The following is a 23,405-nucleotide window of genomic DNA, read 5'->3' as shown; positions in this document are numbered from 1 at the left end:
TAATTTTCGGCGCTATTAATAATATAGAACAAAAATCCGGATTATGAATGTTAATTTTTTCAGTATACAGAGTTACAATTTGTTATGTTATTTTGATAAGAATTCTAAAAGTCATAGAACCAAAACATTTCTTTTACTGTTGGTCTAAATTGCAATTATTTACTCTGAAATACTATCTACAAAGTCACTAATTGACGATTTCTCTAGCCTCCTGACCTTAAACAATCGTCTCCACATATCATTTTCATGTTTTTTTGTCAATAGTTAGGCGAGTTTTATTAGATTTTAGAGAAATACTTGTAGATTTGTAAATCTTTGAAATAAAAGCTTTAAAGCGATCGCTTGGGCTTGTGGCATTTGTCCATAGCAAAAGACATAAGGTATATCTGATGACAGTTCTGGTAAAAACTGTTTCAATGTATACTGACTACCGTATATGATCAGACCCTGTAATTCACTATTTATTAATAATTTCTTAATTAAATCTTGGGATGCTTGTGTTAGACTAGCTATTTGACTAAACGCACTACCACGAATAAATAGTTGTAGTAAAGTCAAATGATTGGGGGTAAGAGCTTCTGGGATTTCTGAATTAATGTCAATAATTTGTAGTTGGTAACCAAATTGTCTGGGGAGAGCTACTGCTGGAGTATGATTCCCTAAAAAAGCACTGTTGAGTATATCATCTACAAAAACTAAATTGCGTAAATGCTTGACATTTGGTTTTGCTGGGAGATAACTTCCTCCTACCTGCAGAGAATCATGCAAAATCTTAGTTACAGTTTCTTGTGCCTGTGGTTGCTCCAACTTGTCAACTAAATAGTATGTAGAGGCTGAGAAATTTTCTGACCCTCTCTCATTTCCCGGTTGCCAGGTAGGATAAACTTTAGTTTTAACTTGCCAAATTCTTTGCAAAGATTCATCAATCCGTGATTCAGAAATACGGCCTTGACTAACCGCATTACAAACAGCATTAATAGTAACCTCTGCATCTAAAGGCATCAGTAAAATATCTGCACCAGCTTCTACGGCCAAAACCGAAGCCTCTTCCAGACCATAACGATTAGCGATCGCCCCCATCACCAAAGCATCAGTAACCACTAATCCATTAAAACCCAACTTTTGGCGCAACTGACCTGTTACAATTTTATGGGACACAGTTGCAGGTAGTTCCGAGTCCCAAGCAGGAATCAACAAATGGGCACTCATCACAGAATCTACTCCAGCAGCGATCGCCTCTATAAAAGGAGGCAGTTCAATTTCTGCCAGTCTACTTTCTGAGTGGGGTAAAACAGGCAATTCAAAATGAGAATCAACCGTAGTATCCCCATGACCAGGAAAATGTTTAGCAGTAGTCAAAACTGGATATTTTTGAGCCCCTCCAATAAAAGCTGTTGCCAGTTGACCCACTAATTCAGTCGTTTCCCCAAAAGCACGAATATTAATCACTGGGTTATCAGGATTATTATTCACGTCCACCACTGGAGCTAAAATCCAATTTAAACCAATTGCCACAGCTTCTTGAGCCGTAATAGTCCCCATAGTTTCAGCATACTCTATAGCTTTTTTGGGGTTTGTTTGAGCAATAGCAGCGATCGCCATTGGTGGAGGAAACCAAGTTGCCCCAGCAAACCTTTGACCTACTCCTTCCTCAATATCAGCAGCCAAAAGTAGAGGAATTTTTGCCCAAGACTGAAGCTGTTGGATACGAGTTGCCAAGTCTATAGCACTCCCATCCACAAAAATTACTCCTCCGACACCCAAGTCTTGCAGCCAATATTTGAGTTTATTGGTAGGGGGTTCCCAGTCTGGATAACGAATTTGATTGTCAAATAGGTTGCCGGAAGCTCTAACTACAACCATTTGAGCGACTTTTTCTGCTAAATTCATAGTTTAGTGATCGGGATTTTAGGAATGGGTAATTAACAGCCTTCTCCTAACGCAGACGTTGTGCGAAAGGCTGGAAGTCAGTCATCAGCAGGACCGAGTCAGTAGAATGTTTTGGCTTTTCTCCGATAACCTGGCTCCTGACACCGAAGCTTTATGGGGTATAAATTCCCATCCAATTGATTCTGTCTCCTGTCTTCTGTCTCCTGACTCCTTCTTCAATCTATTCCGTCTGAAGTAAGTTTTTCTATATTCTGAGAATCTGATTCTGTAGAATTTTCAGTTTCCTGTTGTTGACGTTTTTCAGAAAGCTGGTTTAAAAGTGATATAATTTGAGTCCCACGTTCTAGAGAGCGGTCTTCGACAAAGATAACTTCTGGAGTCCGACGCAGACGTATCCTATGACCCAATTCGCTGCGAACATAGCCAGTAGCAGATTTTAGACCTTCCATCGTTTGGAATCTTACTTCCTCAGAGCCATAGATACTAACAAATATTTTAGCGTGTTGTAAATCTCCAGAAATATCTACATCTGTGATGCTGACCATACCAATACCTACACGGTCATCTTTGATACCATGGAGCAACATCTGGCTGACTTCCCGCTTGATTAATGAAGCCACCCGGGAAATGCGGCGATCTGTAGCCATGATAATTACCCCCTACAATTTGATACTTAACTATATCTATTCTAATACTTCCGATAAATTTATGTAAACTTATGGCAGCTTTGGAGAATGAAGTTGGTTAATACCCAGGCTGTATTTTTTTGATTTTTAATTTTTATTCATAACTAAGTGTTAGAGTAGTCATTAGTGAGGACATTGCATCCAATATTTCTACAAGGCAAGGGAAGTAGGGTTATTTGTTAAATTTGATCTTAATTCTCAATATGTTAGAAATTAGGCAAAACGTTACATATACTTAAGTTTTAACTATAGTGGCACACTATGTATAAGGTTAATTTGACATCTCCAGGGGTTGAAACACACTGGATTCTGTGGTTAGTCCACCGCAAGTGGGACGGGGCGAATAAATGTGCGGAAGTAAATTCCGCACGCAGCCCCTCATAAATCCACATTTGCTTAAAGCCTGAAGGGCAGACTCCTAAACTCCTCGGCATAGACCGAAATCTAGCTGTGAGTTTACTTTTTTTTTGTTAGCTTTCACGAGTGGTTTTACTCGCGCTGGTTGGAGCAATCTTCTCGCTGCTCTAGCTGCCTACTTGCTTTTCCTGCGGAATGCTACGCAAACAGCCGTCGTAGGAAGTTAATTCCCCGTCTCCTGTCCACCGCAATTTCACCGCAAAGCGCGGTCATGTCATGGCGACAAACCTTGTTGTTACTTGCCATTTCTAGTATAGCAGACTTTTAATTCGCTTTATTACCCGCGTGTCGTTATTCAACCAGCCGTTAAAACTGGCGCTGCGTACTTCCTCCCGACGCTCTTTTAGGTTTCAAGAATGCGCGAATTTAGAATTCATAATTTAGAATTACCTCTCCTTGAAAAGAAGAGGATTGGGTTAAAAGGAATTTTTTCTTCTCTTGGTCGATTGGATATGGCGCAGGTTTCGGAGCCATCCCACCCTACGGGAAGCTCCGCAAACGACCGCTTTTTTCTCCATGAATGGAGAGGCTTTATAGCTTAATTTTTCGGTAAGTATACCGATAGAATAGAACTGTTTTATGGGTTTTTAATTAGTGCTAATTTGGCGTTGCACAGTGACTAATTATTTTATATTTTTGATGAACAGGATTTTGGATTTGATAATTGCTAGAATTACTAATTAATGGTTTTTTTTAGTCAAAGTCTAAACTAATTTTTGGTCATATCATTCCATAATGTGTAACCTCGCTAATTTAGAACCTCTTTGTATCTTGATTGTGTAAATTTTTATCATATACTTATCTGCAAACTACTATATTTGGGGGTATTAGAAATGGAGAAAGAATTTTCTATTGGTCAGAAAGTAAGGTTAGCTATTCAACCACCATACATCAAAACTGCTGAATCAATGCCGATATTACGTCCCCCTGATGTTGTACGTTTGGGTGAAGTAGGAACTGTTTTGAGTCACAAACCAGGAAATTATTGGGCTGTTCGTTTTGAGAAAGGAGCATTTCTCATAGATAGTCAATATATAGAAGCTGCGACAGTTGATGCTGAAACTGCCCAGCCACATCATAATCATCATATTGAAGAAGATACTGCTAAAATAAGTCCACCTTCAGAATCGTAGACTTATCTGAGAAGTTCTTCCAGATTACCAATAGTTCCCTTGACTTTATCTACGATTTCATTGATTTTACCTACGTCTATGTGCATTTCTTCGGTAGGATATTTTTCTAGAACTTCCAGGACTGATATTCGATTGTCATCTGCTGCTGCTAAGATTATGGAAGAACGTAAGGCTTTGTCGCTTTCATAATTGTGTCTGGTCTGAACTACTTCCGCAATACCTTTGGTAACATTTTGGCCAAGGTTACTATAAAGCACTTTGGCTAAGTTACTAACATTAGCTCCCACTTCTAATGTCATTAAGCCACGAACTGTATTAGGATTAATTTTCGATATTCCGAGAGCTTGGGAAATTGTTTTGGTAGTTTTGCCTGTTTCTGCAAATACTCGCAGATCCTTGACTTTGATTGATGCTGTTATTGGGCCAACTAGCTTTATTACTATTTTTTGTGTGGCGATCGCGCTTTGACTGGAGAATATAACTCCAGCGATCGCTCCTAAGATAATTAATGGACTACGAGATAGCATATTTGGTAATTGCATATTTAGTTTTCAATTATATTTTAATCTAAGCAATTGAATACACATTTCTGGATGATTTGTCAATCTATAGTATGATTTTTAATTCTCATATTTATTCTTTGTTTGTAAGCATTTCTGTGCAAACAGTCGTCAGCTATTAGCTAGCCTCATAAGGTCCGAACTGCGGACTTCAGCTATTAATTTTGGGGAAGGTCATTTCAGTTATCAGTTATCAGTTATCAGTTATCAATTAGCCTCATAAAGTCCGAACTGCGGACTTCAGTACCTCTGCAATAAGTAGGCAAGAAAATAAGGAATTCTCTTTTCTCTTGGTCGATTGGATATGGCGAGGAGACCATCTCTTGACAGAACCACTTTTCTGGCGGAATGCTATCGCAAACGCTAATACCGTTTCTCCATGAAGTTGCACTTAATATAAAGATGAGAATAGTCAGTTTAATCAGGTCTGAGCAATAATTATTAAGCGCATTGTTACAAAGAAATGGTATAACGCCATCCCACCCTAGGGGAAGCTCCGAAGATAGACCGCTTTTTATCCCCTTAAAAGGGGAAGTGCATACCCAGAATTTTTCGGTAAAACCAACCTTTGAAATTGATGGAAAATAAAAGTTACTGCCAAAGTCCGCGGACTAAACCTTAGAAGTAATTATTCATTAGACATCTCCTCCAAAAGAGGGGATAGGGAATAGGGAATAAGGGGAAATAATTGATAATTTCTGTACGATAATTGATTTGATTTTTTATTTTTGGAGATGTCTATATACTAATTGCTGTTTGCTTAGAATTCCAAAGGAAGCGCTGACTGCTTATAGCTGCTTGCGTTTGCATAGCATCCCGCAGGGAAGAATTCCGCAGGAAATGATTACCGAATAATTAATCATTAATAATTAATAATTAATTATTAAATAATTAAATAATTCAGCTTTATTAGTATCCCCTTTCAAGGGTAAAAAAGCAGTGGAGGGATGGCTCCGAAACCGGCGCCATATCCAATCGACCAAGAGAATATATTTTTTCCTTAAGGATCAATCCTCTCCCTAAAAGGGATAAATTATCCATTATCCATTAATGAACAAGATGTTTTTATAGATTTCATTTCATATTAATAATCATGGATTAAATCGGAGGATAATTCTCTTTTTCTGGGATTTATTTTGATGATTTTTTTCTTAGCAAAAGTCTTGACTTAATTTTCAATAAAATTCAATTCATTATAGCTGTATTTAATTAAGCGATCGCTCCTACTTTACCGAAAAATTGTGGGTATGCGCCTCCCCTTGGATAGGGGATAATAAGCGGTCGTTTGCGCAGCATGACCTAGGATGGGATGGCGAGGAGACCTCGCCATATCCAATCGACTCCTGTGAAAAAAAATTTTCATGAATTTGTCAATCCTCTTCTTTTAAAGGAGAGGTAATTATTCATTATTCATTATTCATTATTAATTTTTGAATCTTCCTAAGAATATTTTCTGATAATCACTACATATAGTTATCATTAAAGGCCAAATAAAAGCCTAACAGAAAAATTTGGCAAATTTTTATTCTGATTATGTGTTTTTGTTACCGCTATAGTGTAGAATACCGAATCAGTTCCTCACAGTCATTTTGGCTTAATAAATTGAACTTAAGCTATGGCTATATTACTAAGCTATTTGTGACTGGGCTGAACTTAATCGATATATATACCTATTTTTGATTTAAGTAGTTAAGTAAATTACTAAAAATCATTCATGTGGCGATCTCTATCACTAACCAGTGCAGGAGATAGTCACCACACTTTCAAATTTATTGAAATAGATTGGGTGGTATCAGGGGAATTTAAGTATTTTTTTTTTGAGAAAGTTTAATAATATGAAAAATAATAAATCAATATTCAAATTAAGTAGTCAAATGTTGGGAGCTTCACTATTTTGTCTCACCACATTTGTACCTGTTGCTTACTCTCAAACCCGCGTAGAAAATTCAGCTTATTATACAAAACCAAGTGAAGTAGATTTACAACAACTTCCATCATTATTATCTAATATTGCTCAACAAGTTACTGTGAGAATTTTTACAGATAACAGTGCTGGTTCTGGAGTAATTATCAAACAGCAAGGTAATACCTACACCGTTGTTACTAATCATCATGTAATTGAGAATAACTCTAATAAACTTTACCCAATTATGAGTGGAGATGGGATAACTCATCAAGCTACCCTAATTTCATCTCCTCAAATGGGTAATTTGGACGTAGCATTATTGCAATTTACTAGCGATCGCCCTTATCAAGTTGTAGAAATTGCCAACAGTAATCTACTTTCGGTAGGAGAAACTGTGATTGCAGCAGGTTTTCCCAATTGGCATCAACCAGACTCCTTAGAAATAAGTAGTACCCGTACTTGGGGTAGTCGTGCTTTTCAGTTAACTTTAGGAGCTGTAGAAATGTTACCCAGTCGCACCCTCAGCCAAGGATATCAATTAGGTTATACCAATGATATTAAAAGTGGCATGAGTGGTGGACCGATTTTAAACAGTAAAGGTCAGTTAATTGGTATTAACGGACGCTCAAAATATCCGATCGCTGGAATTGGAGCATTTAATTTTGCAGATGGCTCTCAACCATCTGTTGACCAGTTCAAAAAAATGGAATCTCTAAGTTGGGGTATTCCAGTTTCTAGAATTATCAATTAACGAAAAGCTCAAGCTCCTAAAATTCTACAGACAAAGAGTCCCACTTTTCATCAAACCATTGTTTCTCACTTTTCCATTTCGGGTCTCTACTTTTCTGCATTTGAAGGTTAATGCTATTCGTCACATCATCTAGTGCATTTCTAGATAATCCATGTCTACCTCTAGTAGTAGATTGTTGAGTTAAACTCGTACTTCTATTCTGGGGCAAAGTATTAGCACTGGTACTCAACAATTGTTCTGAGGAACCTGTAACATTTGTGACTGACTTTTCTTGAGCTTTTGTGGGAGTAGCACTTAAGCTAACAGCACAAAACATTGTTAATGTTGCAGTAAATAAAGTCTTAGTAGTTGTAACTTTCATTTTTTTTCCTCTTGACAATTGATTGAGATACTTTAGGTAAACAAATTAACGCTAATGCGCTCTTTTATTATCCCATAATTAACTACTTTTTTAGAGGCTACTTAATTTTAGAAAGTATAATTTTGAGAATGAAATTAGAAATTAGTTAATAAAGTAGTTAAAACAGACACAAACTTAGAGAAAACTAAGCCATTAGTGCCTGAGAATATCGTCTACAGATTTTGATTGGATATTTCCTATTTGTTATAGTTTGAATTGAGAAGAGAAACTTACTTTAAACTAGCTTTTTCTCAACATTATCCAATCTAGAGAGTTCAGAAATAAGGAGTGAAGAGGGAAAATTTATTTGCTTACTTATCCCCTCAACATCTCTACTAAAACCATTTACTTATTCGTAGATAGGTTCGTCACTAGCAGTACCTTGTCCGAAATCCTTAAATTGAGTGATAATCTCTTCTGATTTCTCACGATTTCCTGGCTTTAATGTGAATACTACATTATCAAAGCTAGGCTCTTCTTCTGGAGAAACATAAACTACTTGCTCATAGTTTACAACTCCAATGTTGCTGATATCTGCAAAAGTTTCCATTCCCAAGGCATAAGCAAGGTTAGTTAGACGAGTGCTAACAGATTGACAACGACGGTCAGGAGTATAAGCACCTTTGGGATGATCGGAAGAGAGAGTTGCAGTCCACACAATCATTGGTTTAGAGGAAACTTGAATAACTTCTCGTTTCACTAGGGGATATCCGCCTAAAAGTCCAGGCTCAGTTGTATCCCGTGTTTCACGAACTATTTGAGGGACAGTAGCATATTGATTTTCTGCAGCGTTCACTGAAACACAAGTAAATACTACTTTGTCAGTAGTTTCTAATTGTTCTGCTTTGGCTTCTGATTGAGGTATGAAACCCCAGAGACCAACGGTTGCTAAGATACCTACTAGGGAAACTTTTAATTGGTTGTTCACAATCTTGACCTCTGAAACTTAATATCTACATTTGAGAGAGAAGTTATTTGTTTTTCTCCATACTTTTACGGTAGAGGAATTACTTATTCTTGTCAGTAAGAATAAAGTAATCTTTGAAAACATACTTTTTAGGTAAGAAGTGATAAAAAAGTAATATTATTAGCTTTTTGTCTATTATTTTACTGATTTTATGTATCGGTTTTGCTAAAGATAATTTATTGGTTTATGAGTTCTATATTAACTCAAATTTCAGTTTTTGCAACCCTCAATATCTAAATTTAGATCGTAATTTAAACTAGGAAAAGGTTTGAAGTAGAAAATTATATAGATTAAATGTATTTTAAGTTAAGGGAATGGGGAATAAGGAATAGGGAATAGGGAATAGGGAATAGGGAATAGGGAATAGGGAATAGGGAATAGGGAAAGATGATAAATCTCTTTTCTCAAAAGGACTTGGTATAGTAGAATGGTTGAAAAAAAGAATTTTACGGATAACTTTAGCTGAATCGCCGAGAAGCCTCACACTATAATATGCAGATTTGGTGTGAGATGAATCGGCGGCAAATTGAACGGGTTCGATGCCGATTCAATTTGCATGCCATCCCAGCAGAAGCTTTCGCCCTGGTTGAAAAACTTGTATTATTATCTTGCTATAACCCTGGAAATTTTCCACCATGCGCACTGCCTACCAATATAAACTAAGGCCCAACCAAGAGCAAATAGCCACCATAGAAATGTGGTTAGAATTGTTGCGTCGGCAGTACAACTATAGGTTAGGCGAGCGGTGCTCATGGTGGTCAGAAAACCGTTGTCCAGTTAATGCTTGCCCCAAGGTGCATGCCAATTCCTCAACTAAGAGACCATCCAGATTATTACTCTCAAAAAAAAGATTTGCTCAATACCAAAAACAAGTTTCCTGAGTATAAGCTAATTCATTCTCAAGTATTACAAGATTGCATTAAACAGGTAAAATTTGCCTTTGATAGATGGTTGAAAACAGACAAAAAAGGAACTAGATTAGGGAAACCAAGATTTAAAGGAATTGGACGTTATCGCAGTTTTACTTATCCTCAAATCAAGCAAAACTGCATAGAAGGAAACAAGATAAACTTGCCAAAAATCGGCAATATCAAGTTAATTAAACATCGACCGTTACCTGATGGTTTTCACTCTTAAACAGTAACAATTAGTCGTAAAGCAGATGGTTATTATATAACTTTATCCCTAGAAGACAAATCAGTTCCAGCTTTCACAAATAAAGTTGAACCTACATTAAAAAACACTCTGGTAATTGATATGGGATTGAAAGAATTCTTAGTAACAAGTGAAGGAGAATCTATCCCCATCCCTCAATACTATCGCTCATCTCAGAAACGATTAAAGACTCTACAAAAACGTTCTTATCTCCTAGATAACTAAAGCCTTCTTCCTTCTTACTTCCTCCTTCTTCCTTCTTTAGTCACTATTCACAAACTGCAAGTAAGAATTACTCAGTTCCTTTACTGCCAACTCATAAAACTGCTTACCATGTTCAGGTGTAGCTAATGCAGGGTTTGAACCCATCCGACCATCAGGATACCGGTAACGAAAATTAGCAGCACCATATATGGGATAACCACTAGCTACATCTTCTGAAAGTGGTGCTACTTTAATTGCTTCTGGGTAAACATATTGAGTTAAAGCTACTTCACTAGGTGTAGCGTGAGAACCTTCCTCATTGCCGTATAATTCTTTAGCTAATTTATAAACTGAGCTACACATAAACCAATTTCCTACCTTGCACTTGACCAACTCCCCATTAGCCATATTTAGATCGGCCAAATGAGCATAAGTTTCTGAGAAGGCAGCTTTCAGAGTAGCAATATTGCCTCCATGGCCATTGATAAAGAAAAATTTGGTAAACCCAGACCTAGTTAAACAAACTATATAGTCACGAATTACTTGAATCATCGTACTAGGCCGCAGACTGATTGTACCTGGGAAACCAGTATGATGTAATGCCATACCTACATTAATCGTCGGTCCGACTAATGCTCCCACTGATTCTCCCACACCTTTAGATATAACTTCTGCACAAATAGCATCTGTACCAATCAATCCTGTTGGTCCATGCTGTTCCGTAGAACCTATTGGCAGAATAATACCTTGAGATTGACTCAGATAAGTTTCGACTTCAGACCAAGTACTTAATTGTAGTAGCATTTTTTAATTATTTATACTTTTGATATTAAATGTAAGTAGGAGAATTAATCAAACTTTAAATAGAAATTAATTTGTTAAATATAACCTAAACTTCTCAATCTTGAAATTTCAATGGTTAAAAACTGTTCCGGAACAAAAATGGGATGCTTGACTCCTAAATTTCTCAATCTTGAAATTTCAATGGTTAAAAACTGTTCCGGAACAAAAATGGGATGCTTGACTCCTAAATTTCTCAATCTTGAAATTTCAATGGTTAAAAACTGTTCCGGAACAAAATGGGGATGCTTGACTCCTAAATTTCTCAATCTTGAAATTTCAATGGTTAAAAACTGTTCCGGAACAAAATGGGGATGCTTGACTCCTAAATTTCTCAATCTTGAAATTTCAATGGTTAAAAACTGTTCCGGAACAAAATGGGGATGCTTGACTCCTAAATTTCTCAATCTTGAAATTTCAATGGTTAAAAACTGTTCCGGAACACAAAAGGTATGTTTTAGCCCAAAATTTCTCAATCTTGAAATTTCAATGGTTAAAAACTGTTCCGGAACACAAAAGGTATGTTTTAGCCCAAAATTTCTCAATCTTGAAATTTCAATGGTTAAAAACTGTTCCGGAACACAAAAGGGATGTTTTAGCCCAAAATTTCTCAATCTTGACATTTCAATGGTTAAAAACTGTTCCGGAACATAAAAGGGATGTTTTAGCCCTCCTAAAATTAAGCGAATTATATGTAGAAGTCGGGGATGTTTTACCCAAGCTTTTCGGTCCGGACTGCTCCGCAAACAGGTGCCTAATTAGGGCTTGCTGATTAATTATCAAAGTATTTACAGATAAAGGCTTTAGCATTTTTGGGTTGAAAAAAGTACCAGCTTTTCAGTGGCAAGAGCTGCAAAAAGCTAGTATTTTGGGATGGTTATGGCAGAAAAATTGAGGGATAATTTTTCCGACTACCTCCTCTATAATTCCCATTTCTCCTGTCTCCTACCCTCACTCATAAGACTTTTTCAGCAAACCCTAATTATATGTACAAATTTTTCGGCTGATAGATAATAGCTGATAGCTAGTTAATGTTATTCAAAAATAATTTAACCTTATGATAACCTTGAGTTAACTTTTGTTTAACCTATTAGACATAATATAAGGACATCCAAGTTTTGTATCCAGCACAACAATGCAATATGGAAGTGGGCAATGCTTACTAACTTGATACCTATCCCAAGAAACGAACAATGGCCTGACTACAGAGCAGGCCCTGCTATTTCTACCATTAGTATAGCAACAGCAATATTTCAAAGTCAGAATGCGTTGTATCAATGGATAAAAAATCCAGTGCTTTTAGCTGTTGGATGGTTGAACATTAATTAAGTTAATTAGCTACAAAATTAGCGATCGCCTAAATTTTCACCTCAGGCAATATTAATGATTTACTGTCAAACACATTAAAAGCGATATTATGTTTTCCCCCGATCTAAGCGAAAGTTTTTCAAAGCCTCCTATAGTTAGAAAAACTAGCAAAGTTTTGCTATTAGAATCTGAAGAGCTATTTCGGGATATGTTAGCCTTAGCTCTAGAAGAACAAAGCTGTGAAGTAGTTATTGCTCCAGACGGACGTAGTGTAATTCCCACAGTTCAGAATTATTCATCCATTCCAAATGAACCTTCTTTCAATCTTCTAATTCTTGACTCAATTAATGGTTTAGACCTATGTCGGATGTTAAGACATCAAGGCAATTCAATACCAATTATGATTTTAGGAGCAAGAGGCAGTGCAAATAATTGTGCTTTTTATTTAGAAGCTGGAGCGGATGATTATTTAACTAAACCTTTTGGGATGCGGGAATTTATGGCTCGTTGTCGGTCTCTGATGCGTCGCCAACGTCTAGGTAAACTGCCTCAACCAATTATGCTTCAGTATAAGGATATAGCTCTTTATCCAGAAGAGTGTCGAGTAACTGTTAGAGGTCAAGAAGTGAAAATTTCCCCCAAACAATTTCGCTTACTTGAGTTATTTATGAGTTATCCACGCAGAGTTTGGTCTCGCGAGCAATTATTAGAACAAGTTTGGGGACCAGATTTTATTGGGGATAGTAAAACTGTTGATGTTCATATTCGTTGGTTACGGGAAAAATTAGAGTTAAATCCTAGTAAACCAGAGTATGTTGTTACAGTTAGAGGATTTGGATATAGATTTGGTTAATTACTTGGTAGTCCTGTAGATGTAACGATCTAGGGTAGAGGTAGGCAACAGGGAACAGGGAACAGAAAATACCTTAAATTCTTGGTTTCAAAGAAATTGTATTTCCTTGACTACTTGACTTTTTTTTAGGATATCGCTACTTGTACACCACTACCAATGACTTTAATAACTGAGAATTGTGTAGTTAGAAGATTATTTGATTATTTTTTTTAACTCCAATTTTCAGTTGTATAGCAGAAGGAAGAAGGAAGAAAGAATAAAAAAGAAAGAAAAATATTGCGTTGTCTTAGTTTTAAGCTTTTGAGATGTTTCCACCGTACGAAAAAAACTGTAGAAAAATGAAACAGCTTTTATCTTGATATTGGATTAACCAATACAGGCGCTCTCGGCACAGCTCACTATTCCCTCGGCAGTAAATGCCTCTGGGAATTTCTTATCTTATATTTGAAGACTGCCGTTGATATCGGCATTAATCACCTTACCAGTTCCACTCCTGAATAAACCACGTTTGACTCGCTTGCCTACATAGTTTTCATGTTTAATTGGTTTTTCTAGGTCAATAGCAGATGTTTTACTGGTGTAACTTTCTTCGGTTTCAATGACTTTTATCCCAACCAGTTGACACTTATAAGTTATCTGTTGAATTAACTTATAGTGAGGTATTTGAGTAAAATTTTGGTTATTTTTTTTGCCGATGTTTGCACTTCACTACCCATTTTTCCATATTTATGATTTTAGAGGCCAGAGCCGATTCAAGTAACAATCCACACTTGACTCTTTTTGTCAAGTTTTATGTTAAGAAAGATGTTTATAAAAAAAAGCTTACAAAGGAGGGTTGGGGGGGATACCTGAAAGTAATTATTTGATTTAGTTTTTTTAAAATAGCAGGTTGAAAGATGAAACAGTCTACTACATCTATCCATGGCCAAATCCTTGTGTGCGACGACGAAAAGAATTTCCCCTTGCATCCATAAAAAAATTATGGTAATATTTACATATATTAGTTTCTTCGCACCTATGCATGACTTTTTATTCAACTAAAAATATAAATATATTTTAGATTAGGTTTTAAGGTGTCGCCGAAGTAACAGTAAAATCACATCAAATTATATAGAATTCAAAATATATCAAAATATTAAGTAAAAATGAAAGTCGAAGAAGCATTGGAAGTTCTGGAGACAGTTCTACCTCCAGGCTCTTTAAACGCTGTAAAAAGAAAAGTATTTTCTCAAGCATGGGAAGGTAAAGCATATTCTGAAATTGCCGAGCAAGCAGGTTATGACCCAGACTACATAAAAGGAGTAGCTGCAAACTTATGGCAAAATCTTTCTGGTGTCTTAGGCGAAAAAGTAACCAAGAAAAACTTTCGCGCTCTGCTGAGACAAAAATTTGGTACTCAGAAATCATGTCTTGCCAAAACAGAACTAAACATTCAACAACATATATTCCAATCTTCTATAGAAACAAAAAAAACACTGTCTAAACCAAAAATTGATTGGGGAGAAGCCATAGATGTTTCTGTTTTTTACGGACGCTCTCAAGAACTAGATCGACTACAACAGTATATTATCGGAGATGGCTGTCGTTTAGTAGCATTACTAGGTATGGGAGGCATTGGTAAAACAGCAGTAGCAGCAAAAGTCGCCGAACAACTACAGAATGAATTTGACTATATAATTTGGCGATCGCTCCGTCATGCTCCCTCCCTAGAAACAATTCTCACTCAACTCGTATCATTTTTATCCCAGCAAGAATGTAGCCAAGGAGAACTAAACAAACTAATTGAATACTTGCGTAACTCACGTTGCCTAATAATTTTAGATAGTGTCGAAAGCATTTTACAGACTGGATGTACAGGTCACTATCGCCCTGGCTACGAAAACTACAGTCAACTCTTTCATTTAATCGGAGAAACATCCCACTCTAGTAGTCTCATCCTCACCAGTCGAGAAAAACCTCCAGAAGTAGCAGCCTTTGAAAGTATAGATGCAGCAGTACGCTCCCTACAACTATTGGGGTCTAAAGAAGTAGCTCATGCCTTACTAAAAACCAACAAAATATTAGGCTCAGAAACACAAAAACAACAGCTCAGTGAATATTATAGTTATAGCCCCCTAGCCTTAAAAATTGTCACCAGTTCCATCACAGACTTATTTGATGGAGACCTGTCAGAATTTCTGCAACATGGCACAACCACCTTCAATGGTATTCGTCGCCTCCTCGACCAACACTTTCAGCGTCTCTCAGAGCTAGAAAAAAAAATCATAGTTTGGTTGGCAATTAACCAAGACTGGACTAATGTAAAAAAATTGCAAACCGATATTGTACCAGCAATTTCCAAAGCAAATCTCTTAGAAAGTTTAGAAGCTCTCATCTGGCGCTCTCTAGTCAAGAAAAAATCAAGTATGTATACAGTCGAACCTGTAGTAATGGAGTATATTCTTCACTACTTAATTGAACAGGTTGTTGCTGAGTTAAACACTGCAAATTTAGACTTATTTCTCAATCATTCTTTAATCATCACCACTGGCAAACGCTATATTAAAGAACAACAAAATAAGCTAATTATAGAACCTATTGCCAGACAACTCAGCACAATATTTAGTTCTACTCGAGCGCTAGAACAACAATTGTTATTAATTTTAAACAAACTACAAGCAAGTGAAACTTCTTTATGTGGTTATGGCATTGAAAATCTGATTAACCTGTGCATGAAACTACAGGTTGACTTAATGGTAGGTGATATTTCTTCCTGTCAAATAGAATCTCATAAATCTGCTAATACCTGCTCCCAAAAAGCTATTGAAGTATCAGCTACAGTTAACTCGAAATCTTCTAACTATTGTACAATAGTTCCTGGGAAAATTTGTCCTGCTATTAGTCAAGCAGATAGACAAAAATGCCATGAAAGTAATGACTCACAGTTGCTCGATCATAGTTCTTGTATTTGTCCGACTAATTCTGTAGATGTGTCTGACCAAACTTGCTTAGAAGCACCAAAACAAGAAGATGAAAATCTTTTAGACTGCCCAATGTTGTTGGAAAAAATGCAAATACCGACATTGGGTAATATTTCTGTCATCGCTTCTAGTCCAAATAAAGATTTTTTAGCGATCGCAGATAAATTGGGAGAGATTCGCTTGTTGCCAATGGTGAATCATCAGCCATATTTAGTTTTTGAGGGTCATACTCAAGAAATACATTCTCTTGTTTGGAGTCCAGATGGAAATCTTCTCGCAACTGGTGGTGGCGATCGAACAGTAAGATTATGGGATATTAGTACAGGTAAATGTCTTCATATTTTTGAGGGGCATAAAGCTGGAATTGATTCCTTAGTTTGGAGTCAGAATAATCAAACTATTGCTAGTAGAAGTGAAGATGAAACTATTAAACTCTGGGATATTTCTACTGGCGAATGTTTGCATACTTGGTTAGCTGAAAATGTTCTTCAATCTTCTACTAACTCGGATTTACTATCAACTGATATGTTTGAATTTTTAGCTCCTACTTTTTATGAGGTTGAATGTCCTGTTAGTCTAAGTATTAATCAAATAAGCTTTATTGGATTTGTAGGTTATCAATTTGATTGTATGCCCATAGTATCTTTATTTGCATATAAAGCTTAGTTCAACAATTAATAATTAATAATTACCGATCCTTGAAAATAAGAGGATTGACTCAAAGGGATTTTTTTTTCCTTTAAAAGAGAGGCTTTATATCATATTCGGTTGAATACTTAATAATACAAAATCTTAAAAGTCTTGCTACATCTCCTTGAAAGTAGGGAGTAGGGAGTAGGGAGTAGGGAGTAGGAATAAAAGAGATAATATATCTTGTTTTAATGCCGATAATCATTACAAACATGATTCAACCATTATTATTAATTAATAACTGAAGTTCCATGAAAAATATAGCATTATTTTTGGGAATTGGTATAATATATGCGGACCGAAGGCAGAAGGGAAAGAACAAGGTTAGAAGGCATAATATTTTTTATAACTGATTATCCGAACATGATATTAAACCTTAATTATTCGGTAATTTATCTGATTTGTTGTAAGCAATCAGCCGTCAGCAATTGCTTTTAATTGGCTTTTAATTTTAGATAAAAGCTATACTAATATTTATAGCACTACAAAAATTGGTTAGGACATTTATGAAACAAATTAATCGTCGAAGATTTTTAAGCTTAAGTTCTAGTAGTGCTATTGCTGTTTTAATCGCTCAATGTAGCAACGGTAATACTCAAGAAAAGTTCCAAACATTTTCATCCCAACATAAAATTAACCAAAGCCAAGATGGAATTTTAGAAGTAAATTTAATAACCAGTATTAATCAAATAAATCTAGGAAATAAACAAGCTTATGTATTAAACTATAACGGAAAAATTCCCGGACCGAGATTAGAAGCAAAACCAGGAGATACAATTAGGATTAATTTTACCAACAAATTACCCCAACCTACAAACATCCATTATCACGGACTACATATTCCCATCACCGGAAACGCCGATAACGTATTTCTGAAAATAGCACCAGGTGATCGCCTGACATATCAATTCCAAATTCCTCAAAATCACCCTGCTGGTCTGTTCTGGTATCATCCTCATTTCCATGGTCTGACAGCAGAACAACTTTTTGGTGGTTTGGCAGGATTATTTATTGTTCGGGGAGAGTTGGATGAAATTCCAGAAGTTAAGGCGGCTGAGGAAAAATTTTTAGTATTGCAAGACTTTGCTCTAGACCGACAAGGAAATTTACTGCCATCCCAGGAACTTTCAATTATGACCGGAAGAGAGGGAGATTTAATTACCGTCAACGGTCAGTCTAATCCTAACTTGACAATTCCACCTCAAGGTTTATTACGGTTACGAATTCTCAATGCTTCCACTTCCCGGTTTTATCGGTTGTCTCTAGAAGAACACCCATTTTATTTAATTGCCACTGATGGAGGAGCATTAACTGAACCCATAGAAATCTCAGAACTGTTATTAACTCCTGGAGAAAGAGCAGATATCTTAATCCAAGCCAACCGAGAACCCGGAAAATATCGCTTGTTGAATTTACCCTATCAACGAGTAGGTATGGGTATGATGGGAAGAGGCATGATGGGGATAAATGCCCCTGAAAATCAACCACAAGTCTTAGCAACCGTGAGTTATGATAGCAAGGTTGCTGCTGTGCCATTACCAAAAAAACTCATACCAGTAGAAGCATTGCCAGAAGCTCAAAAGATACGTCGTTTTCAGATGAACCATGGCATGATACCCGGTCAAGGAATGGCATTTCTATTTAATGGTCAGCCATATCAGCTAGACAGAATTGATACTCAAGTTCAGCTTAATACAGTTGAAGACTGGGAATTAATTAACACAGGTATCATGGATCATCCCTTTCATGTCCATGGCAATGCTTTTCAAGTTGTGAGTCGGAATGGGAAACCAGAACCCTATCTCGCGTGGAAGGATGTAGTATTGGTGAAACCGGGAGAGAAAGTCCTGATTAGAATGCCTTTCCGAGATTTTCCTGGAAAGACTGTTTATCATTGTCATATTCTTGACCATGAAGATTTGGGAATGATGGGTAATCTAGAAATTCAGGCTTAAGTAGGGTTTGCTGAAAAAAGCAAAGGGTGGGGAGTGTGGGAAGTGTGGGGAGTGTGGGGAGGGTGGAAAAACACAGAAAGTAGGAGGAATAATTGTTCAGGAGATTTTTCTGCCCCCCTGACCCCACGCATTCTCACTTTTTGAGGGTTTATATCATGTCCGGTAGCATCGGTATTGTATAGTGAAGTAAGGAAGAAGGAAGAAGGAAGAGGGAAGAGGGAAGAAGGCTTAAAAGCTTGAAAAAACCTAAATTTCCTGTAGATATTCACCCTTAGTTTTACACAAACGATACCAGCGGACATGATATTAGGATTAAAATAGGCGCACTTTTTTCGATTCTAAAAAGGCTAAAACCTTTATTGATCATTGCTTTAAGATTTAATCAGCAAGCCCTAAGTAGTAAGGTTTATAGCAGTTGAAGCAAAGGGTGCGGACAGATAGAGAAGCTCTAAAACTCAGACAACGTAATACTTTTCCTTCTTCCTTCTTCCTTCTTCCTTCTTTCTTCTGCTATATAATCAAAAAAAGCACTTATAGATTATTTGAGGCAATAGTAATGAAAAAATTTTTCTCTAATTGGATACAGTCTTTAGTTGCTGGTGTGGCAGTTGCCGGAGTTTTGGGTACTGCATATTTTACTTTTATTGGTTTACCCGAGAATTCCACCCTGAATAAAACAGCTCAGACTGTTGATAACTCTGATTTATCCACAACAGACGTAGCATCACAAGCACTTAATATTACTGTCTACCGCACTCCCACTTGTGGATGCTGTAAGGGGTGGGTGGAACATATCAAGCAAAACGGTTTTCAAGTCACTGATATTGTTAAACCAGAGTCAGAAATTCAAACTATTCGGCAAAAATATAATCTACCCTCAAATTTGGCTTCTTGTCATACAAGCGAAATTGCTGGTTATCTTGTAGAAGGTCATACCCCAGTAGCAGACGTAAAAAATTTAATAGCAAAGAAACCAAATATTGCCGGAATTAGCGTTCCCGGAATGCCTATTGGCACCCCTGGTATGGAAATGGGCGATCGTAAAGAATCTTTTAATGTTTTTGCCTTCCAAAAAGACGGTCAGACTCAAGTTTTTAATTCCTATAAATTCTAGAATTCTTAATAGATCAATTTAGAACCAATCAATTTGTAGGGAGGTTTCATGGAACGTCTCTACATTCTTTTTTACATCATTGAATTAGAAATGTGTTTACGTTATGAATTTAGTCGTCGGTTTACCCCTTATATTGGGATTTCCTAAGAAGCAAAGCAAATTTGCTGGCACTGCCGACTTTGCCAAAGAAAGAAAAAGTGAGGAGCCTGATAGCTCTGATTCAAACTAACTTTTTTACTAGAATGCTTTTATCAACTCATCAATATTTGTCTTATTAATTTCCCAGATTTCTTCTTCTTCCCATTCCCAAATCCATCTGCTATCCACCAGTTTCACCTTCCCGTCAAAATTATAAACTGTCGCCGTTGCCAAAGTCTCAATCCAGACAGTAGCTGCTTCATAAAACCGATATAAAACGTCATAATTAGTGACATTTTAATGTTTATTTCCTGCTTCTACTGAGGCCGTCGGCGGTTACTCATCCACAGGCATTGACGGTCAAGCCGACCGCATTTCTTAAATTTATACTGGCGTTTAAATCTCTATCTATTGACAACCCACAATCTGGGCAATCATAAGTTCTCAGACTTAATGGCATATCTTGAACGTGACCGCAGTCTGAGCAAGTCTTTGACGATGGAAAAAATCTATCTACTACTACTAAATCACAGCCGTACCATTGGCATTTATATTTAAGCTGCCGCCTAAATTCATAAAATCCTTGGTCGGCTATTGATTTCGCCAATTTATGATTGGCTAACATACCGCTGACGTTCAAATCTTCTATGACAACACTGCCGTGGTTCTTGGCTAAGTATGTTGTCAGTTTATGAAGTGCGTCTTTACGGATGTTTGCTACTCGCCTATGGAGCCTAGCTATCTTCAGTTGTGCTGCCCGACTGTTAGCTGAACCAATATTTTTATTGCGGTTAAGGTATTGTAGTCTCGAAAGCTTTGCTTCCAACTTACGGTATGACTTTACACTTTCAAAGACTTTTCCATCACTTAAAGTTGCTAATGTCTTAATGCCTAAATCTACACCTACAACTTCAGTAGTTTTTGGAGTTGAAGTCGGAGTAAATTCATAGCTGCAACTTAAATACCAATCGCCAGCTTGTCTACTAATAGTTATTTTTTTAGTTGTTGCCTCAATTGGTTCATAAGTATTGACTATGCCAATAAAAGGTAACTTGTGATTCCACCCATTTAATTCTATGGGTTTGCCACAATTATCAATTGTGAATGAATCAGACTTACCTTTCTTCTTAAACCGTGGGCGTTTACCCAATCCTTGAAAAAACCTTTTAAATGCTTCACCCAAGTTAATAAAAGCATATTGATAAACTTTAGATGACAAGTTTTTCATCCAAGGATAAAGTGGTTTTGTGTGATTGGTAAAAACCTCTCTAAGCTTACGGGCGTTTGGCTTATAACCATCAATATATGCAGCATTCCACAGACTTAAACCCCAGTTGTAACACCAGCGCGAATAGCCTGCGTGTTGAGCCATCAGAGTTTTCTGTTTATTATTAAGTTTCAGCTTTGTTCTAATGGATTTCATTTATAAGTGAGTGCAGTGTGTATAAAAGTATGTTTCTTAACGTATTATATCGTTATTCTTTGATTAAGTCAATGCTCCACAAGAATGAGGTTTTTCTGGTCGATAAACAATCCGACAAGGACCGTGAATATCTATTTCGTGACCTTTTGCTAAATTTTCAGAACCTCGTTTGGCAGAAACTACATGAAGTTCGGTATTCTTATTATTTTTATTGATGCCTATATTGGGGCGATTGAAATGAATTGTATTCTTGCCACAGTGTTTACAGGAACGCCAACGAGGTTTTGGACCACGACTTCTACCTGAAATTCTAGGAATTCCCTTATATAAAGGAATCACCCAAATGCGACCATTAATCTTTCTAGCTCCTTGAATTCGACCTTCTTGGAGCAAAACTCGGACTCTTTGAGCAGAAATACTTAATAGAGAAGCTGCTTCAGTAGTACCAACAAACATGGTTTTTTAACTATTTTGATATTCGCAATAGTATAACATCAAAGTTCGCTCATCATTTCAGTAGGAGTATTATTCATAAATAATGGTATGAAATATTGTTCGGAATATAGGAATGAATAGTCTTATAACTGTACCTCACACTTCCTCAAAAGTGCTGTAATTTTCTTAAACTTCCGATCGCTCATTCGGCGATCACTATAATTGCAAAATAAATTTGTATTATTATTTTCCAGCTTATGTATATTGCTGCTTTTGTTGAGCAATCCAATTAAGAATTAAATCATTAACTATTTCGGGACATTCATCATGGGGACAATGGCCAGCATTATCAATTTCTTCTAATTTTAAACGGGGGTTAAGCTGAACAAACTGGCTGGGATTAGCAAATTTAGCAGGAACTAATAAATCTTGCTTACCCCAAATCAATAATATGGGAGTTTCCAGAGTAGGAAGTAAAGCTTTCACACTAGGACCTAACTTTGTACTACCCATAATCTTAAATAAAATACAAAAAGCACGGGTGGCACCGCGATCGTTTGGCGGTTCTGCTAATATATCTACAAGTTCTTCTGTAATCCGGTCGGGATTACTATAGGCAATTTTGACCCAACGACGAATAACTGAAGGTCTACGAACCACAGAAAACACAGCTCTCAATAACACCGGAGACGCAACAATATTTTGAATAAACTCAACAGTGGGTAATAACCAAGCGGGCATTACTTCGGCCTGAGCTGCCGGATCGGGTAAACTAATCATAATCAGCAATGCAACTATATCTGGATAGGTTGCAGTCGCTACTAGAGAAACTAATGAACCAATAGAATTACCAACTAATATTACTGGTACTTGAATGAAAGTCTGCCAAAATTCATACACCTGCTCTACCCAAAAACTAACGTCGTAGTTGGCGATCGCTTTTTCAGAAGCACCAAAACCTACTAAATCTAGTGCATAAACTGTATGTTTTTGGCTGAGTGCATTTATATTATGTTGCCAATGGCCTATTGATGCTCCAAAACCATGTAGCAGTAAAATAGGTGGGTTTTCTAAGTTATGGCCTTCTAAAGTTTCGTGGTTATTTTGGCATCGAACATAAGTATAACGAATTTGCCATCCTCGCCATACCCAGTCTCTTTGACTACCTATTTTTTTTTGCCAGTTGCTAGTAGTATTGCCCACCATATACTTAAATAATTCCCAAATATTAAGATTTGCAAAGTGCCAGACACATTACTTTAGTGCCAGCATGATTAATTATCTATCTATGTCAAACTAATAAACTTGCATAAAAGCCTTCATTCGTGATATCATTATTGTCTATAAGCTAGACTATTTATGTTAAAAACAAAATTACCAAATTAAAATTCAATTTCAATAGATATTGCTAAATTAGCAAACATTCTGTTTAACTCTCTCTATAAACTAATATGTAACATTAAATTCTCAAATCTATATGATATGAGGTTAGAAACAGGCAAAATGTAAAATACTAAGTCTTGATGCTTTACCGAAAATAGTTGGGAAGTGTAAAAACCCTTTAAAATAAAAATCTCCGGCGCTTCAACTAGGGAGAGCATCAAAAAAAAGATCTATTAA

General features: G+C 36.6%; 20 protein-coding genes. 9 read left to right on the top strand and 11 right to left on the bottom strand.

What is annotated here, in order from left to right; all coding sequences use genetic code 11:
• Positions 1–285 precede the first annotated feature (285 nt).
• Both F6K23_RS32460 and rbfA read right to left on the bottom strand, forming a co-directional pair.
• A complete protein-coding gene (locus F6K23_RS32460) occupies positions 286–1,890 on the bottom strand; it encodes a glycoside hydrolase family 3 N-terminal domain-containing protein (RefSeq protein WP_293163880.1) in 1,605 nt (534 codons plus the stop codon).
• Between the two features lie 215 nt (positions 1,891–2,105).
• On the bottom strand, positions 2,106–2,537 hold the full coding sequence (rbfA, locus tag F6K23_RS32455) for a 30S ribosome-binding factor RbfA (protein WP_293163877.1): 432 nt from the start codon (positions 2,535–2,537) through the stop codon (positions 2,106–2,108).
• Between the two features lie 1,289 nt (positions 2,538–3,826).
• Here rbfA and sipA point away from each other — a divergent pair.
• Entirely contained in the window at positions 3,827–4,126 is a 300-nt protein-coding gene (gene sipA / locus F6K23_RS32450) for a regulatory protein SipA (protein WP_293163874.1), read from the top strand.
• A gap of 2 nt (positions 4,127–4,128) precedes the next feature.
• On the opposite strand, the gene F6K23_RS32445 is transcribed toward sipA, so the two are convergent.
• Entirely contained in the window at positions 4,129–4,668 is a 540-nt protein-coding gene (locus F6K23_RS32445; RefSeq protein WP_124147500.1) for an alpha/beta hydrolase, read from the bottom strand.
• Positions 4,669–6,521: 1,853 nt separating this feature from the next.
• Between F6K23_RS32445 and F6K23_RS32440 the strand changes: the two genes are divergently transcribed.
• Positions 6,522–7,343 carry a serine protease gene (locus F6K23_RS32440; protein ID WP_293163869.1) on the top strand — a complete coding sequence of 274 codons (822 nt, stop codon included), beginning with the start codon at positions 6,522–6,524 and terminating at the stop codon, positions 7,341–7,343.
• A gap of 16 nt (positions 7,344–7,359) precedes the next feature.
• On the opposite strand, the gene F6K23_RS32435 is transcribed toward F6K23_RS32440, so the two are convergent.
• Entirely contained in the window at positions 7,360–7,704 is a 345-nt protein-coding gene (locus F6K23_RS32435; RefSeq protein ID WP_293163866.1) for a hypothetical protein, read from the bottom strand.
• A 388-nt stretch (positions 7,705–8,092) separates the two neighbouring features.
• Positions 8,093–8,671, bottom strand: a complete 579-nt coding sequence (locus F6K23_RS32430) for a COP23 domain-containing protein (protein WP_293163863.1) — start codon at positions 8,669–8,671, stop codon at positions 8,093–8,095.
• A gap of 674 nt (positions 8,672–9,345) precedes the next feature.
• Between F6K23_RS32430 and F6K23_RS32425 the strand changes: the two genes are divergently transcribed.
• Both F6K23_RS32425 and F6K23_RS32420 read left to right on the top strand, forming a co-directional pair.
• On the top strand, positions 9,346–9,591 hold the full coding sequence (locus tag F6K23_RS32425) for a helix-turn-helix domain-containing protein (protein WP_293163860.1): 246 nt from the start codon (positions 9,346–9,348) through the stop codon (positions 9,589–9,591).
• Positions 9,563–9,847, top strand: a complete 285-nt coding sequence (locus tag F6K23_RS32420) for a hypothetical protein (protein WP_293163857.1) — start codon at positions 9,563–9,565, stop codon at positions 9,845–9,847. Before F6K23_RS32425 ends, F6K23_RS32420 begins: the two co-directional genes overlap by 29 nt.
• A 279-nt stretch (positions 9,848–10,126) precedes the next feature.
• On the opposite strand, the gene F6K23_RS32415 is transcribed toward F6K23_RS32420, so the two are convergent.
• Together F6K23_RS32415 and F6K23_RS32410 are read right to left on the bottom strand one after the other, a co-directional pair.
• Positions 10,127–10,873, bottom strand: a complete 747-nt coding sequence (locus F6K23_RS32415; protein WP_293163855.1) for a creatininase family protein — start codon at positions 10,871–10,873, stop codon at positions 10,127–10,129.
• Between the two features lie 74 nt (positions 10,874–10,947).
• Positions 10,948–11,523, bottom strand: a complete 576-nt coding sequence (locus F6K23_RS32410) for a hypothetical protein (protein ID WP_293163852.1) — start codon at positions 11,521–11,523, stop codon at positions 10,948–10,950.
• Positions 11,524–12,064: 541 nt separating this feature from the next.
• Between F6K23_RS32410 and F6K23_RS32405 the strand changes: the two genes are divergently transcribed.
• Together F6K23_RS32405 and F6K23_RS32400 are read left to right on the top strand one after the other, a co-directional pair.
• On the top strand, positions 12,065–12,238 hold the full coding sequence (locus tag F6K23_RS32405; RefSeq protein WP_293163849.1) for a hypothetical protein: 174 nt from the start codon (positions 12,065–12,067) through the stop codon (positions 12,236–12,238).
• 88 nt (positions 12,239–12,326) lie between these two features.
• The gene (locus tag F6K23_RS32400; protein ID WP_293163846.1) at positions 12,327–13,070 is read left to right on the top strand and encodes a winged helix-turn-helix domain-containing protein; all 744 of its coding nucleotides are present in this window, start codon (positions 12,327–12,329) and stop codon (positions 13,068–13,070) included.
• Between the two features lie 438 nt (positions 13,071–13,508).
• Here the strand turns inward: F6K23_RS32400 and F6K23_RS32395 are convergent, their stop codons facing one another.
• Positions 13,509–13,706, bottom strand: a complete 198-nt coding sequence (locus tag F6K23_RS32395; protein WP_293163899.1) for a zinc ribbon domain-containing protein — start codon at positions 13,704–13,706, stop codon at positions 13,509–13,511.
• Positions 13,707–14,215: 509 nt separating this feature from the next.
• Between F6K23_RS32395 and F6K23_RS32390 the strand changes: the two genes are divergently transcribed.
• From F6K23_RS32390 to F6K23_RS32380, 3 genes are all read left to right on the top strand, one after another.
• Positions 14,216–16,696 (top strand): NB-ARC domain-containing protein, encoded by a 2,481-nt coding sequence (locus F6K23_RS32390; RefSeq protein WP_293163843.1) that lies wholly within the window; start codon positions 14,216–14,218, stop codon positions 16,694–16,696.
• A gap of 530 nt (positions 16,697–17,226) precedes the next feature.
• Positions 17,227–18,675: a multicopper oxidase family protein gene (locus F6K23_RS32385; protein WP_293163840.1), complete on the top strand. Its 1,449-nt coding sequence runs from the start codon at positions 17,227–17,229 to the stop codon at positions 18,673–18,675.
• A gap of 556 nt (positions 18,676–19,231) precedes the next feature.
• Positions 19,232–19,789, top strand: coding sequence for a DUF411 domain-containing protein (locus F6K23_RS32380; RefSeq protein WP_293163837.1), 558 nt, complete (start codon positions 19,232–19,234; stop codon positions 19,787–19,789).
• Positions 19,790–20,267: 478 nt separating this feature from the next.
• Here the strand turns inward: F6K23_RS32380 and F6K23_RS32375 are convergent, their stop codons facing one another.
• The 3 genes from F6K23_RS32375 to F6K23_RS32365 form a co-directional block, all read right to left on the bottom strand.
• Positions 20,268–21,350: an RNA-guided endonuclease TnpB family protein gene (locus tag F6K23_RS32375; protein WP_293163834.1), complete on the bottom strand. Its 1,083-nt coding sequence runs from the start codon at positions 21,348–21,350 to the stop codon at positions 20,268–20,270.
• A 63-nt stretch (positions 21,351–21,413) separates the two neighbouring features.
• On the bottom strand, positions 21,414–21,806 hold the full coding sequence (locus F6K23_RS32370; RefSeq protein WP_293163831.1) for a DNA-binding protein: 393 nt from the start codon (positions 21,804–21,806) through the stop codon (positions 21,414–21,416).
• 234 nt (positions 21,807–22,040) lie between these two features.
• On the bottom strand, positions 22,041–22,991 hold the full coding sequence (locus F6K23_RS32365) for an alpha/beta fold hydrolase (RefSeq protein ID WP_293163828.1): 951 nt from the start codon (positions 22,989–22,991) through the stop codon (positions 22,041–22,043).
• Positions 22,992–23,405 lie beyond the last annotated feature (414 nt).

Origin of the sequence: Okeania sp. SIO2C9 (assembly GCF_010672455.1) — a bacterium.
Taxonomy (GTDB): domain Bacteria; phylum Cyanobacteriota; class Cyanobacteriia; order Cyanobacteriales; family Microcoleaceae; genus Okeania.
This window is presented reverse-complemented; position numbering and strand designations above follow the sequence as displayed.